The sequence below is a fragment of the Silanimonas sp. genome, from assembly GCF_044377035.1.
GTDB lineage: Bacteria > Pseudomonadota > Gammaproteobacteria > Xanthomonadales > Xanthomonadaceae > Silanimonas.
In genome coordinates this window covers 45,941-60,647 of the sequence record NZ_JBILJW010000011.1, presented here as the reverse complement: position 1 = coordinate 60,647, position 14,707 = coordinate 45,941, and the positions used below count along the sequence as shown (strand labels likewise).

Annotated in this window: 15 protein-coding genes; 12 read left to right on the top strand and 3 right to left on the bottom strand. The window is 67.5% G+C overall.

Translation table 11 applies throughout. From position 1 onward, the window contains the following. The first annotated feature begins 10 nt into the window (after positions 1–10). Genes coxB through ACIQ6S_RS07950 form a run of 5 tightly spaced genes read left to right on the top strand, consistent with a single transcriptional unit; the run spans position 11 to position 4,172 of the window. Positions 11–877, top strand: a complete 867-nt coding sequence (gene coxB, locus ACIQ6S_RS07970; protein WP_397607894.1) for a cytochrome c oxidase subunit II — start codon at positions 11–13, stop codon at positions 875–877. A 17-nt stretch (positions 878–894) separates the two neighbouring features. Further along, positions 895–2,523, top strand: a complete 1,629-nt coding sequence (gene ctaD / locus ACIQ6S_RS07965; protein WP_397607893.1) for a cytochrome c oxidase subunit I — start codon at positions 895–897, stop codon at positions 2,521–2,523. Positions 2,524–2,541: 18 nt separating this feature from the next. Next, complete coding sequence (locus ACIQ6S_RS07960) at positions 2,542–2,679, top strand: hypothetical protein (RefSeq protein ID WP_297876471.1); 138 nt, start codon at positions 2,542–2,544, stop codon at positions 2,677–2,679. Next, positions 2,676–3,263, top strand: a complete 588-nt coding sequence (locus ACIQ6S_RS07955; protein ID WP_397607892.1) for a cytochrome c oxidase assembly protein — start codon at positions 2,676–2,678, stop codon at positions 3,261–3,263. Before ACIQ6S_RS07960 ends, ACIQ6S_RS07955 begins: the two co-directional genes overlap by 4 nt. A 33-nt stretch (positions 3,264–3,296) precedes the next feature. Next, positions 3,297–4,172 (top strand): cytochrome c oxidase subunit 3, encoded by an 876-nt coding sequence (locus tag ACIQ6S_RS07950; protein WP_397607891.1) that lies wholly within the window; start codon positions 3,297–3,299, stop codon positions 4,170–4,172. A gap of 72 nt (positions 4,173–4,244) precedes the next feature. Here ACIQ6S_RS07950 and ACIQ6S_RS07945 read toward each other — a convergent pair whose 3' ends face one another. Next, complete coding sequence (locus ACIQ6S_RS07945; RefSeq protein WP_297865111.1) at positions 4,245–4,451, bottom strand: DUF2909 domain-containing protein; 207 nt, start codon at positions 4,449–4,451, stop codon at positions 4,245–4,247. Positions 4,452–4,508: 57 nt separating this feature from the next. Between ACIQ6S_RS07945 and ACIQ6S_RS07940 the strand changes: the two genes are divergently transcribed. The 7 genes from ACIQ6S_RS07940 (at position 4,509) to glpK (ending at position 11,974) form a co-directional block, all read left to right on the top strand. Then, on the top strand, positions 4,509–5,210 hold the full coding sequence (locus tag ACIQ6S_RS07940) for an SURF1 family protein (protein ID WP_397607890.1): 702 nt from the start codon (positions 4,509–4,511) through the stop codon (positions 5,208–5,210). Further along, a complete protein-coding gene (locus ACIQ6S_RS07935) occupies positions 5,207–5,764 on the top strand; it encodes a hypothetical protein (RefSeq protein WP_397607889.1) in 558 nt (185 codons plus the stop codon). The genes ACIQ6S_RS07940 and ACIQ6S_RS07935 overlap by 4 nt, the downstream gene beginning before the upstream one ends. After that, positions 5,761–6,891 (top strand): heme A synthase, encoded by a 1,131-nt coding sequence (locus ACIQ6S_RS07930; protein ID WP_397607888.1) that lies wholly within the window; start codon positions 5,761–5,763, stop codon positions 6,889–6,891. Before ACIQ6S_RS07935 ends, ACIQ6S_RS07930 begins: the two co-directional genes overlap by 4 nt. A 4-nt stretch (positions 6,892–6,895) precedes the next feature. Further along, positions 6,896–7,855 (top strand): heme o synthase, encoded by a 960-nt coding sequence (locus tag ACIQ6S_RS07925; RefSeq protein ID WP_397607887.1) that lies wholly within the window; start codon positions 6,896–6,898, stop codon positions 7,853–7,855. A gap of 150 nt (positions 7,856–8,005) precedes the next feature. Further along, positions 8,006–8,815, top strand: a complete 810-nt coding sequence (locus ACIQ6S_RS07920) for a hypothetical protein (RefSeq protein ID WP_397607886.1) — start codon at positions 8,006–8,008, stop codon at positions 8,813–8,815. Positions 8,816–8,858: 43 nt separating this feature from the next. Beyond that, a complete protein-coding gene (locus tag ACIQ6S_RS07915; RefSeq protein WP_397607885.1) occupies positions 8,859–10,472 on the top strand; it encodes an FAD-dependent oxidoreductase in 1,614 nt (537 codons plus the stop codon). Beyond that, entirely contained in the window at positions 10,472–11,974 is a 1,503-nt protein-coding gene (glpK, locus tag ACIQ6S_RS07910; RefSeq protein ID WP_397607884.1) for a glycerol kinase GlpK, read from the top strand. The genes ACIQ6S_RS07915 and glpK overlap by 1 nt, the downstream gene beginning before the upstream one ends. A gap of 27 nt (positions 11,975–12,001) precedes the next feature. Here the strand turns inward: glpK and ACIQ6S_RS07905 are convergent, their stop codons facing one another. Continuing rightward, positions 12,002–12,700, bottom strand: coding sequence for a PIN domain-containing protein (locus ACIQ6S_RS07905; protein ID WP_397607883.1), 699 nt, complete (start codon positions 12,698–12,700; stop codon positions 12,002–12,004). A gap of 26 nt (positions 12,701–12,726) precedes the next feature. Continuing rightward, positions 12,727–14,679, bottom strand: coding sequence for a prolyl oligopeptidase family serine peptidase (locus ACIQ6S_RS07900; RefSeq protein WP_397607882.1), 1,953 nt, complete (start codon positions 14,677–14,679; stop codon positions 12,727–12,729). Between the last annotated feature and the right edge of the window lie 28 nt (positions 14,680–14,707).

The window sequence follows — 14,707 nt, the reverse complement described above, 5'->3', positions numbered from 1 at the left end:
GGTCATCGGCATGAAGAAGTTCCGACCCCAACACGCGATCGCCGGCCTCCTGGCCAGCCTGAGCGCCACGTTCGCCTGGGCCGCCGAGAAGGCGGAACCGTGGCAACTGAACATGACGCCGGGCGTCACGGCCACCGCCGAGCGCGCCTACGACATGCACATGATCATGCTGGTCATCTGCGTGGTGATCGGCATCGTCGTGTTCGGCGCGATGGCCTACTCGATCGTCAAGTTCCGCAAGTCGAAGGGCGCGGTGCCGGACAAGACCTTCGTGCACAGCACGAAGCTCGAGATCGTCTGGACGGCCATCCCGACCCTGATCCTCGTGGTCATGGCCTACCCGGCGACCGTCAAGGTCATCGAGGCCTACGACACGAAGGACCACGAGATGACGGTGAAGATCGTTGGCCAGCAGTGGCTCTGGACCTACGAGTACGTGGGCGAGGGCGTGACCTTCACCAGCCGCCTCGACCGTGAGTCGGACCGCCTCCGCCAGAGCGGCGTGGTGGTGGATTCGAACAACCCGAACTACCTGCTCGAGGTCGACAACCGCCTCGTGCTGCCGACCGACACCAAGATCCGCTTCATCCTGACGGCTGACGACGTGATCCACGCCTGGTGGGTCCCGGCCCTCGGCTGGAAGAGCGATGCCATCCCCGGCATCGTCAACGAGCAGTGGACCGAGATCCGCGAGCCGGGCATCTACCGCGGCCAGTGCGCCGAACTGTGCGGCAAGGACCATGGCTTCATGCCGATCGTGGTCGAGGCCGTGCCGAAGGCCGAGTTCCAGGCCCGCCTCGCCGCGATGAAGTCGGCGAACGACGAGACCGCCCGCACCGCTTCCGCCGTTCCGGCCGCCGCCGGCCCGCAGGGTTGAGCCAGAGAGATTCCGCCATGGCAAACACGCACGCTGATACGCACCACGACGACCACGGCCACCAGCAGAGCTTCTTCCAGCGCTGGTTCATGTCCACGAACCACAAGGACATCGGCACGCTGTACCTGGTCTTCTCGCTGGTCATGTTCCTGGTCGGTGGCTCGATGGCGCTCGTCATCCGCGCCGAGCTCTTCCAGCCGGGCCTCCAGCTGGTCGACCCGTCGTTCTTCAACCAGATGACCACGATGCACGCGCTGGTCATGATCTTCGGTGCGGTGATGCCGGCCTTCGTCGGCCTCGCCAACTGGATGATCCCGCTCATGGTCGGCGCGCCCGACATGGCGCTGCCGCGCATGAACAACTGGTCCTTCTGGATCATGCCGTTCGCCTTCGCGCTGCTGCTGATGCCGCTCGCGCTGCAGGCCTTCGGCATCGGTTCGGGCAGTCCGGCCGGCGGCTGGACGCTCTACCCGCCGCTGTCGCTGCAGGGCGGTTCGAACGTGGCGTTCACGATCTTCGCGATCCACCTGATGGGCATCAGCTCGATCATGGGCGCGATCAACATCATCGCCACGATCCTCAACATGCGCGCCCCGGGCATGGACCTGCTGAAGATGCCGATCTTCGTCTGGACCTGGCTGATCACGGCGTTCCTGCTGATCGCGGTGATGCCGGTGCTCGCCGGTGCGGTGACGATGCTGCTCACCGACAAGTTCTTCGGCACCTCGTTCTTCAATGCCGCCGGCGGCGGTGACCCGGTCCTGTACCAGCACGTGTTCTGGTTCTTCGGGCACCCCGAGGTCTACATCATGATCCTGCCGGCCTTCGGCATCGTGTCGGAGATCATTCCGACCTTCGCCCGCAAGCCGCTGTTCGGCTACCAGGCGATGGTGTACGCCACGGCCTCGATCGCCTTCCTGTCGTTCATCGTCTGGGCGCACCACATGTTCACGGTCGGCATGCCGCTCGGCGCCGAGCTGTACTTCATGTACGCCACGATGCTGATCGCCATCCCGACGGGCGTGAAGGTCTTCAACTGGGTCACCACGATGTGGCGCGGCTCGATGACCTTTGAGACCCCGATGCTGTTCGCTCTGGGCTTCGTGGTGATGTTCACCATCGGCGGCTTCTCGGGCCTGATGCTCGCGATGGTGCCGGCCGACTACCAGTACCACGACACCTACTTCGTGGTGGCCCACTTCCACTACGTGCTGGTGACCGGCGCCGTGTTCGGCATCATGGCCGGCGTGTACTACTGGCTGCCGAAGTGGACCGGCTACATGTACAACGAGACGCTGGGCAAGTGGCATTTCTGGGGCAGCACGATCTTCGTGAACCTGCTGTTCTTCCCGCAGCACTTCCTCGGCCTCGCCGGCATGCCGCGCCGCATCCCGGACTACAACGTGGCCTTCGCCGACTTCAACATGTGGTCGTCGGTCGGCGGCTTCGGCTTCGGCTTCATGCAGCTGCTGTTCGTCTACATCGTCTGGAAGTGCGCCCGCGGCGGCGTCAAGGCCGAGGCGCGCTCGTGGGAAGGTGCCCGTGGCCTCGAGTGGACGGTGCCGTCGCCGGCCCCGCATCACACCTTCACCAAGCCGCCGGTCATCCGCGACGAAGACCTGTCGCACGGCGACGTCGCGCACTGAGCCTGACGAGCGACTGACGTGGACGCCCCTCGCGACCCCAACGACACCCCGGCCCGCCGCACCTCGGTGCGGCGCACGGCGTGGCTGCTCGGCGGGGTTGCGGCGGCGCTCTACGTCTATGCGATGTTCATGGTCGTGGCCGAGGCCAACGCATGAGCTCGAACGCCGCCACCGCCCGCACCATCGCCCTCGTCTCCGCGGGCTGCTTCGTCGCCGCGTTCGCGCTGGTGCCGCTGTACGAGATCGCCTGCGAGAAGGTCTTCGGCATCAAGCTCGAAGACACCGCGGCCGGAGAGCACCGCGTCGTCGGGATGCAGGTCGATCCGAACCGCACGGTGCGCATCGAGTTCGATGGCACGGTGAACTCCAAGCTGCCGTGGAGCTTCCAGCCGGAAGTGCTGACCATGGACGTCGTGCCCGGCCAGGCTTACGAGATGAGCTATGTCGCGGGCAACCGCGACGCCATGCCGGTGGTCGGCAATGCCGCCCCGTCCGTGGCGCCGGTCGTCGCGGCCGGCTACTTCGTCAAGACCGAGTGCTTCTGCTTCACCGAGCAACTCCTGATGGCTGGCGAGAGCAAGACCATGCCGGTCCGCTTCATCGTCGACCCGGCCCTGCCCGCCGAGGTCAAGACGATCACCCTGTCCTACACCTTCTTCAAGAACGACGCGGCCACCGCCCGCGCCGCCGCCGGCCCGGTGCCCGCGGTTGCGTCGGCCCCGGTCTTCGCGCCACGCTGACACCATTCCACCGCTGCACCGCTAGGGGTTTCCATGGCCACCGCCCACCACGATGCCGACGTCTATTTCGTCCCGCACCACAGCAAGTGGCCGTTCGTCGGCTCGATCTCGCTGTTCGTGCTGATGATCGGCCTGATCAACTGGTTCAACGGCAGCGACACGTCGTTCTGGATCTTCATGGCCGGCATCGCGATGATGATCTACACGCTGTTCGGCTGGTTCGGCGACGTGATCCGCGAGTCGGAGGGCGGCAACTACAACGGCCAGGTCGACATTTCGTTCCGGCAGGGGATGATCTGGTTCATCTTCTCCGAGGTGATGTTCTTCGCGGCGTTCTTTGGCGCGTTGTTCTATGTCCGGACCTTCGCGTTGCCGTGGATCTCCGGTGAAGGCCACGGCGGCCTCGCCAACGAATTCCTCTGGAACGGCTACGTCGCCGGATGGCCGGCCAACGGCCCGGAGGCCATTGGTGGCGCCTTCGAGACGCTTCCGGCGTTCGGCCTGCCGCTGATCAACACCGTCATCCTGCTCACCTCGGGCCTGACGCTGACCATCGCCCACCACGCCATGGTGGTCGGCCAGCGCAGCAAGGTTCTCACCTGGCTCGGTGCGACGATCCTGCTGGGCTTCTGCTTCTTCGGCGTGCAGGCCTACGAGTACATCCACGCTTGGGGCGACCTGAACCTTCGCATCAGCTCGGGCATCTACGGGGCCACGTTCTACATGCTGACGGGCTTCCACGGCCTGCACGTGTTCCTCGGCACGGTCATGCTGCTGGTGGTGTGGTTCCGCGTGCTGAAGGGCCACTTCACCGCCGAGAAGCACTTCGGCTTCGAGGCGGTCGCGTGGTACTGGCACTTCGTCGACGTCGTGTGGCTCGGCCTGTTCCTGTTCGTCTACGTGCTCTGATCCCGCCATCCGGCGGAAATGCACAAGGCCGGCTCGCGCCGGCCTTGTCGCATTCAGGGGATCTGATGGCGCTTACTGGCCGATGCCGTGGAAACGCCAGAACCCCAGGAAGTGTCCCGCAGTCATGATGGCCAGAAGCGCGATCGACAGGCCGATGCGCCAGCTCAGCGAGCGCACCATCCGGCCGTCGGCCTGCGGCTTCGACACCATGTGGAACAGCGCGGCGAAGAGGTTCCAGACGATGACGGCGAGAAACGCGATGACCAGCAGCTTTTCCACGGGCGGACCTGAAAGACGGGGCGTGCGCGGATTATCCGCGGCCGATGGGAGTGTCGGGTGAAACCCGCGCTGCGCCGCGCGTTGCTGTGGGTCGTCGCGCTGGGGCTTTGCCTCGCGTTCGTGCGCGCCGGGCTCTGGCAGTCCGGCCGCGCGGCGGAGAAGGAGGCGCTGCTCGGCGACAGCGCGCGCGTGCTCGCCGAGCGCCAGCCGAAACCCTTGGCCGACGCCTTGGCCGCCATGCCCGCGTGGGTTGCCGTCGAGGGGGGCTTCGAGGCGATCCCCGCGCTTCGGCTCGACAACCAGCGCCGTGGCCCGCAGGTGGGTGTGCAGGTGTATCGCGCGTTCCGGCTCGACGATGGCCGGCGCCTCTGGGTGGACCTCGGTTGGCGCCCGCTGCCGGCCGACCGCCGGGTGCCGGACGAGATGCCGATGCCGCCCACCCCGATGCGCCTTGAGGGCCTGCTGGTGCCGCCGCCCTCGGCGGGCCTGGCGCTCGGCCCCGCGGCCTCGGCGCTCCCGGACGGTGGCCGGCTGGCGCTCCGCCTTGAACCCGAGGTGCTGCGCGAGGCCGGCGAGGCGCTCGATGGCGCAGTGCTGCGCCTGGATCCCGCCACCCCGCTCGGCCACGAACGCGACCTCGACCTGCTGGCGAATACCCTGTCGCCTGACAAGCACCGTGGCTACGCGCTGCAGTGGTTCGGTTTCGCCGCCGGCCTGTTGTTGCTCTCCCTCTTTCTCCAGTTCCGACGCCGTCCATGACCACTCTCCTGCGTTCCCGCACGACCCTGCTGCTGGTCGTCGCGCTGTTCTTCACCTCGTTCGGCATCGCGCTGTACCTGATCTATTCGGGCTGGCGCCCGACCGCGACGCGCAACGCCGGCGAGCTGCTGGCCGCGCCCATCGAACTCGGAACGCTGGGCCTGAACCGCGCGGATGGCAGCACCTATCCGGAGTGGGACGGCGACAAGCGCCTGTGGCGCGTCGTGGTGCTGCCCCCCGCCGACTGCGGTGAGCCCTGCCTGCGCCTGAGCGACTCGCTCTATCGCGTGTGGATTTCGGAAGGCCGCCACGCCGACCGCGTTCAAGTGCTTTGGTTCGGCGACGTGCCGGCCCAGGCCCCGGAATACCGCGCGTTCCTGCCGATGGCGTCGTCGCCGGCGCTCCGTGCCAAACTGCCGTCCTCGCACGTGGATGGCAGCCTCGCGGTGTACCTGATCGATCCCAATGGCTTCCTCGTGATGCGGTATGCGCCCGGCTTCGACCCGACCGGCCTGCGCAAGGACCTCGCGCGCCTCCTCAAGGTGACCGAATGATCCCCGTGAGGCACTTCCACCGCATCGCCTGGGTCGCGGTGATCCTCGCTTTCGGCGTGATCTTCCTCGGCGGCTTCACGCGTTTGAACAATGCCGGCCTGAGCTGCCCGGACTGGCCGACCTGCTACGGCAAGGTGACTTGGCCGACGACCGAAGCCGACATCGCCCACGCCAATGCCAACTTCGAGCGCGCGGTCGAGGTGAGCAAGGCGGTCTGGGAACAGGTGCATCGCCACATGGCGGCGACGCTGGGCACGCTCGTCCTGGTGCTCGCGCTGCTGGCCGTGCGTCGCAAGCCGCAGGGTGTCGCCACCGTAGGCATCGGCGCGGCGCTGGTGGTGGCGGCGATCTTCGCCTACATGAAAGTGGACCACGTGCTCGCGCTCGGCCTCGCCGCGGCGGGCCAGGTGGTGTGGCTCTCCGGCATCGTCCGATGGGCCGATGGCGTGAGCCGTCTGTCGGTGGGCCTGCTGATGCTCGTCACCTTCCAGGCCCTGCTCGGCATGTGGACGGTGGTGTGGCTGGTGAAGCCGGTCATCGTGATGAGCCACCTGATGGGCGGCCTCGCCACGTTCTCCCTGCTGACCGTGCTGGCGTGGTGGACGACGCCCAATGCGAGCCGCGTGCATGTCGATGCGCCGCGCCTTCGCGGGCTGCTGTGGATCGGGCTCGCCCTACTCGCCGTGCAGATCGCCTTGGGCGGCTGGGTGGCCTCGAACTACGCGGCGCTGGCCTGCGGCCTCGACTTCCCGAAGTGCAAGGGTGCCTGGTGGCCGTCGACCGACTTCGCCGAAGGCTTCGTGCTCTGGCGTGGCATTGGCGTGGACTACGAAGGCGGCGTGCTCGACGCCTCGGCGCGCGCCGCCATCCAGATCGCGCACCGCATCGGGGCCGCGGTGGTGAGTGCGTACTTCCTGTTCCTCGGCTTCCGGTTGGCGTTCGCGCCCGGCTTCCGCACCTCCGGCATCTCCTTGCTCGTGCTGCTGTGCGCGCAGGTGGCCTTGGGCATCGCCAACGTGGTGATGGGCCTGCCGCTGTACGTGGCGACCGCCCACCTGCTGGTGGCCGTGTTGATGCTCTTCACCGTCGCCACCCTGCTGGCGCGCCTGCGCTCGCCCGAGGCCTGAGCCGATGGCCAACCTCGCCAGCCAGTACTGGGAACTCACCAAGCCGCGCGTCGTGGCGCTGATCGTCTTCACCGCGGTGATCGGCATGTTCCTCGCCACGCCCGAACTGCCGGGCTGGCGCGCGCTGGTGTTGGGAAGCCTCGGCATCTGGCTGGCTGCGGCGTCCGCCGCGGCGATCAACCACCTGCTCGACCAGCGCATCGATGCGGTCATGGCGCGCACCCAGCATCGTCCGCTGCCGACCGGTTCGCTCACCGGCGCCCAGGTGCTGGGCTTCGCCATCGCACTCGGCGCGCTGTCGATGCTGATCCTCGCGCTGTGGGTGAACCCGCTGACCGCGGCGCTGACCTTCGCCTCGCTGATCGGCTACGCGATCATCTACACCGGCTACCTCAAGCGCGCGACGCCACAGAACATCGTCATCGGTGGCCTCGCTGGCGCGGCGCCGCCGCTGCTCGGCTGGGCCGCGGTGAAGGGCTGGCCGGAAGGCGCGGGTTTCGCCGCGCTGTTCGACGCGCCGCACGACTACCACCACGCCCTGCTGCTGGTGCTGATCATCTTCGTCTGGACGCCGCCGCATTTCTGGGCGCTGGCGATCTTCCGCAAGGACGACTACGCCAAGGCGATGATCCCGATGCTGCCGGTGACGCATGGCGTGGTGTACACGCGCTGGCAGATCCTGTTCTACACGCTGCTGCTGATCGCGGCGACGGTGCTGCCTTTCGCCAGCGGCATGAGCGGGCTGTTCTATCTCGGCGGCGCACTGGTGCTCGGCGGCGTGTTCCTCTACTACGCCGTGCGCCTCTTCAATCCGCCTGATCCGATGTACCCGATGCGGGTGTTCAACTACTCGATCATCTACCTGATGGTCCTGTTCGCCTTCCTGCTGGTCGACCATTACCTCGTTGACGAAGCCCCCGCCGTTGACGCGACGCCTGGCCTGAGTTTCGAGCGGGTGGGCTGAGGGGCTTGCGCCCCGCGCGTATTGGCACCAGTTCCCTCGAATCGGCCGACGGCCATCGGGGGGACGACCGTGAGGAAACAGAACCATGGTGTGCGGCGGTGTGTCGGCCTCGTCGCCGGATTGTTGCTGTCGCTATCGACGGTCGCAGCCGTGCCAGCGCCTTCAGCCGTGCGTGAGGCTGCGGCGCTGGTCTCGGCCAGTGCGCCGCAGCAGCGCATCATCGTGCTCGGTGAACTGCACGGCACCCATGAAGCCCCCGCGCTGGCGGGCGAGCTGACGGGCCTGCGTTGGCGAAAAGCCCACGGAGCGCCCGACGAGGGCGTGACCTTGGCGCTGGAAATCCACGCGACCGAGCAGGCGCGTATCGATGCTTTCCTCGACTCGTCCGGGGAGCCCGCCGCGCGCGACGCGCTGATTTCGGGTTCCTACTGGGCACTCAAGCCTGAGCGCAGCGACGGCCGTCGCAGCGTTGCGCTGCTGGCGCTGATCGAGTCGATGCGCGAACGACGGTCCGCGGGTGAAGACCTGCGTGTCCTCGCCTTCGATCCCGGCAGCGGTGGCGGCGACGCCAACGTGCGGAACCCGCGGATGGCCGAGGCATTGCGCGAGGCGTTCGCGCGCGACCCGGACCGTCGCTTCGTGGTGCTGGTGGGCAACTACCACGCACGGCGCGCACCACCCACTCGTGTGGGTGGCCTCCTACCTGGCCAGTCGCCGCCCGTGCCGACCATGGCCCACCTGGCGGATGTGCCGATGCTGCGCGTGAACGTGACGGCGACGCGCGGCGAGTTCTGGGGGTGCATGGGTGGTGCGTGCCAGCCGTGGCCGCTGGGGGGGCGAGAGACGATCCCGGGGCCTCGGTTCCAGCGCACGCCACAGGACTCCACCGGTTGGGATGCCCAGCTCGTGCTGCCCGAATACAGCGTCGCGCGGCCGGTCGAGGTCGGGCGCCAGCGTTAGACTGGGTGCGGACCACGAGATCCGTCGCCACGCGGGAGCCGACATGCAGCTGCGCCGCAGCAACCTCGGAAAGCTCGCCACGCGGCGCTTCGACGTACTGGTGGTGGGCGGCGGCATCAACGGCGCCGTCGCCGCCGCGGCCCTCTCGGGCAAGGGCGCGTCGGTGGCCCTGATCGACCAGCGCGATTTCGCCGGCTTCACCAGCCAGCATTCGAGCAACCTCGCCTGGGGCGGCATCAAGTACCTGGAGAGTCGCGAGTTCGGGCTGGTGCGCGACCTCTGCAAGAGCCGCAATCGCCTGCTCGACGCCTATCCCTCGCGGGTGCTGCCCATCCGCTTCTTCTCGACGCTCGATCGCGGCTTCCGCTTTCCGCCGCGTCTGGTCTGGGCCGGTGCCTGGCTGTACTGGCTGTTCGGCGACGCCCGCACCGCGCCGCCGCGCTGGCTCTCGAAAGCCTCGATCGAACGCGAGGAGCCGGTCGTCGGCACGACGCGCTACGCGGGCGGGCTCGAATACTCCGACGCCTACCTGCACGACAACGACGCGCGCTTCGTCTTCCAGTTCGTGCGCTCGGCGATGGATCGCGGGTGCATCGCGGCGAACTACGTCGAATCCCTCGGCGCGCGGCGCGTCGATGGCCAGTGGGTGACGCGGGCGCGCGACGGGATGTCCGGCGCGGAATTCGAGATTCGCTCGACAGCGCTGGTCAACGCCGCCGGACCGTTTGCCGACGCCCATAACGCCTTGGTCGGGGAGCGCACGGCACATCGGCATGTCTTCTCCAAGGGCATCCACCTCGTGGTGCCGCGGATCACTTCGAGCCCGCGCATCCTGACGTTCTTCGCCGACGACGGCCGGCTGTTCTTCGCCATCCCGATGGGCATGCGCACCTGCGTCGGGACGACCGATACGCGGGTGGATTCGCCCAACGTCGACGTGACCGACGCCGACCGCCAGTTCGTCTTGGACAACATCAACAAGCGGCTGAACCTCAAGACGCCCCTGACGCGCGACGACATCATCGCCGAGCGCTGCGGCGTGCGGCCGCTGGTGGTGAAGACGGGCGGCGCGGCCGCCGACGGCGACGACTGGCTGCAGATGTCGCGCCGCCACCAGATCGACGTGAATCCGACCACGGCGCACCTGAGCGTGTTCGGCGGCAAGCTCACCGACTGCATCAACGTCGGCGATGAGATCGCGGAACACGTCGCGGCGATGGGCGTGGCCTTGCCGCATGCCGGCTACCGCTGGTACGGCGAGCCACACCCCAGCGTGCGCGAGGAGTACCTGCACCAGGCGCGCCTCATGGACCTCGACAGCTACACCTCGCCGACCTCCATCGAGCGCTTGAGCAGCCGCCTGTGGCGGCGCTACGACCAGCAGGCCTTCGAACTGCTGGCCGACATTCGCGAAGATCCTCGGCAGGCCGAGGTGTTGATCGAAGGCACCGATTACCTTCGCTGCGAGATTCGCCTCGCCAAGCAGCAGGAGATGATCACCAAGCTCGAAGACTTCCTGCGTCGGCGCTCGAAGATCGCCCTCGTCGTCCGCCGCGAGGACATCCGCGCCGCGAAGGGCCTCATGGACGCTTGCGAGATCCTGTTCGGGCCGGACGCGCAGGCCAAGTTCGACGAGTACTTCGAGGAGCATCCGTGATGGAAAAGCGCTTTGTGCTGGCCCTCGACCAGGGCACCACCAGCTCGCGCGCGATCCTGTTCGACCGCGCGGCGAGCGTGGTCGCCGTGGCGCAGCAGCCGTTCGCGCAGATCTATCCGCAGCCGGGCTGGGTCGAGCACGATCCCGTTGCGCTCTGGGAGACCCAGTTCGGGGTGGCCCGTGAGGTGCTGGCGAAGGCCGGCGTGCGCGCCGACGAAGTGGCGGCCATCGGCCTCACCAACCAGCGCGAAACCACGCTCGTGTGGGAGCGCGACACCGGCAAGCCGCTGGGCAACGCCATCGTCTGGCAGTGCCGGCGCACCGCGGCCTTGTGCGACGCCTTGAAGGCCCGAGGCTTCGAGCCGCACGTGCGCGAACGCACCGGCCTCGTCATCGACGCCTATTTCTCGGCGACCAAGCTGCAGTGGATCCTCGACCAGAACCCGGGGGCCCGCGAACGCGCGCGGCGCGGCGAGCTGCTGTTCGGCACCGTCGATACCTGGCTCCTGTGGAAGCTCACCGGCGGCCGGGTGCACGCCACGGATGTTTCGAACGCCTCGCGCACCATGCTGTTCGACATCGAGGCGCTGCGATGGGATCAGGCCCTTCTCGACGCGCTCGACATCCCCGCGGCGATGCTGCCCGAGGTGCGCCCGTCCAGCGGCGTGTTCGGCCAGACCGATTCGGATCTCTTCGGCGGTGTGGCGATCCCGATCGCGGGCTGCGCGGGCGACCAGCAGGCGGCCTTGTTCGGGCAGTCGTGCTTCGAACCTGGGATGGTCAAAAGCACCTACGGCACCGGCTGCTTCATGCTGATGAACACCGGGACGCGGCGCGTGCCGTCGAAGCACGGTTTGCTGACGACCATCGCGTGGGGGCTCGACGGCCGCGTCGACTATGCGCTGGAGGGCAGCATCTTCGTCGCCGGCGCCGCGATGCAGTGGCTGCGCGACGAGCTCCGCGTGCTGGATCGCGTCGAGGATTCCGAGGCGCTTGCACAGTCGGTGCCCGACAGCGGCGGCGTGGTCGTGGTCCCCGCGTTCGTCGGTCTCGGGGCCCCGCATTGGGACATGTACGCGCGCGGCACGGTGCTCGGGCTCACACGCGGGAGCAACCGCGCGCATCTCGTGCGCGCCACGCTGGAATCGATCGGACTGCAGGCCCATGACGTCCTCGCCGCCATGCAGGAGGACGCCGGCATCGCGCTCACGACGCTCAAGGTCGACGGCGGCGCGGCGGCGAACGGCTTCCTGATGCAGTTCCAGGCCGACGTGCTCGGCGTGCCGGTGGAGCGGCCGGCCGTCAACGAGACGACGGCGATGGGGGCCGCCTTCCTCGCCGGGCTGGCGGTGGGCGTGTGGCGTGACACCGCGGAGATCGCCGCGCTGTGGCAGCGCGACCGGCGCTTCGCGCCGGCGATGGCGATGGAGCATCGGGAGCGGATCGTCAGCTACTGGCGGCGTGCGTTGCAGCGGGCCAAGGCGTGGGTCGATCCAGACTGACCTGGGATGACAGCAGAAGCACGCTGACTACTTCGCTGGCTTGAGGGTGTAGGTGACCTTCGTTCCGGCGATGGCGATGTGCTTCGCCCGAGCTAGTGCCTGGATCAGAGATGCAATCTCCGGTTCACCGATTTGCTTCTGGAACAGGGCATGCAGCTTGCTCGTCAGCGTCTTGACCGTCCGCGGGCGAGAGTTCCCTCGCCTGATCAGGTCCTTGACGGCGTCTGCGATGCGATCAGCGGCCACTTGTTTCACTGGCGCCGATTTCTCGACCTGTGGCTTCGCAGGGGGCGATGATGCTCTCGCTGCTTGTCCTGAGCTTGCGGCGCTTGCCGTCACCGTTGCGATAACGGGCGCCTTAAAGATCGGCATGTCTGCGATCGTCTTCGAACGCGCAGAGAGGATTTTTCTGGACTTCAAATGGGCGACAAGAGGGTCGAAGCCGGTGTCCTTCGAGATGATGTGGAAGAACGCACTAGGGTCGCGGCTCGCCAGTTCGCCGATGTAGAAGGCGATGTGAAAGTCCAAAGCATTCGAGCCGTTCCCGGAAATCTGAAGGTACTGCGCCCGCGATCCCATTCTCTGCATCACCGTTGCCAGATCCAGCCCAACCTTGGTCTGGTTGGCGCCGCAGAACACGATGACGTGGAAATGCTCGGCGTCCAGCGCGGCGACAGACGCCGGCTGGACGTTCTCGAAGTCGATGAGGACGTAGTTGGTCTTCATGGATCCCTCCCTGGATTGGTTGCGGCTTACTCGGCCAACAAATGCCGCTGCCAGAACATCACGGTGGCGGCATTGAACCAGTCGGCATTGCTCTTCTTGGCGAAGCCGTGGCCTTCGTCCTTGAACACGAGGTACCAGACATCGCGGCCGTTGCCGCGCACCGCCTCGACGATCTGGTCGGCTTCGGAAAGCGGCACGCGCGGATCGTTGGCGCCTTGGGCGACGAACAGCGGCGAGGTGATCTTCGCGGCGTTGTTGAGCGGGGCGATCTGATCCATGAACGCGCGCATGGCCGGGTCGCGCTCATCGCCGTACTCCACGCGGCGCAGGTCGCGGCGGTAGCTCTCTGTGGCTTCGAGGAAGGTGGCGAAGTGGCTGATGCCCACGACGTCCACGCCCGCGGCGATGCGGTCGGCGTAGTCGACCATCGAGGCCAGCACCATGTAGCCGCCGTAGCTGCCGCCGAACACGCCGACGCGCTCGGCATCGAGCTCGGGCTGTTTCGCGACCCAATCGAGCAGCGCGCCGATGTCCTTCACCGAGTCCTTGCGCTTGAAGCCGTTGTCGAGCTGCAGGTAGCTCTTGCCGTAGCCGGCCGAGCCGCGCACGTTCGGCACCAGCACGGCGATGCCGAGCTCATTGACGAGGTACTGGATGCTCGGGCTGAAGGTCGGGAAGGCCTGCGCCTCCGGGCCGCCGTGGATCTGGATCACCACCGGCAACTTGCGGTCGGCCGGCACGTTCGCGGGGCGGTAGTAGAAGGCCGGCACCGAGAGGCCGTCGAAGCTTTCGTAGCGGATCAGGCTTGGCGCGACGAAGCGCGAGGTGTCGAGGCCGCCGACCTCGCTCTGCGTCCAGCGGGTGAGGGTCTTCGCGGCGATGTCGATCACGTGCACGTCGCTGGGCGACGTCGCCGTGTTCAGCGTCAGCGCGACGCGGCTGCCGTCCGGCGAGAACGCGATGCCGCCGATCACGCCGACCGGCAGTTCGGGCAGGGCGACTTCACGATGGTCGGGCAGGGTGCGCAGATGCAGCTTGCCGATGCCGTCCTCGTTGGTGGCGAACACGAGGTGCTTGCCGTCGTCGGCGATGTCGAAGCCGGTGACGTCCCAGGGGATGTTTTCGCTCAGCATCACGGGCTTCGCCATGCCCGGCGCGTGGTAGCGCAGGGTGCGGAACTCGGTACCCTCGTCGCTGGTGTAGTACGCGCCCTTGCCGTCCGGGGCGTAGCGGAACGGCCCGAACGCCGCCTTGCCGCCATCGACGGGGAACATCTCGAGCTTGCCGGTGGCGAGGTCGAGTTCGCCCGGATAGCTCTCGTTGATCGAGACGGTGCGGGTGACAAGCAGCTTTTGGCCGTCCTTCGAGAAGTCCGTGGCGAACCACGTGCCGCCTTCCTGCAGCACGACGCGGGCCGGCGCATCGCCGGTCTTCACCCAGATATCGCTGTCGCGGCCGTTGCGCATGGTGCTGGTGAAGGCCACCTGCGTGCCGTCGTGCGACCACAGCGGCGACTCGTTGCGCGAACGCTGGCCGTCGGTGATGCGCGTGGCCTCGCGCGTGGCGAAGTCGTAGCGGTAGAGCTGCCAGAACTCCGAACCGCCCTCGTCCTTGCCGAACACGAAGCCGCCGCGGGCCGGCTGCGCCTGCACGGCGACGGTGGGTTCGCGATAGAACGTGAGCTGCTCGCGCATGCCCAGTGGCTGGCGAACCACGTGCACCTGGTTGGTCTCGCCGAAGCGCGTGGTCACGAGGATCGCGTCGTTGCCCGACCAGCCGGCGAAGTTGGCGCCGCGCGTGTTCTGGTAGCGGTTGAGCTGCTCGAGCAGTTCGGCCGACGGCGCGGGGATGTCCTCGCTGATGCGGTTGCCCACTTCCTCGCGCTGCACCGCCGGCGTGGCCGGAGGGGTGAGGGCGAATGCGGGGAGGGCGGTGACGAGCGCGAGGCCGAGGGCCAGCGGGACGGCGCGAAGGCGCATGGGCGATTCCGGTGCGATGACGGACCCC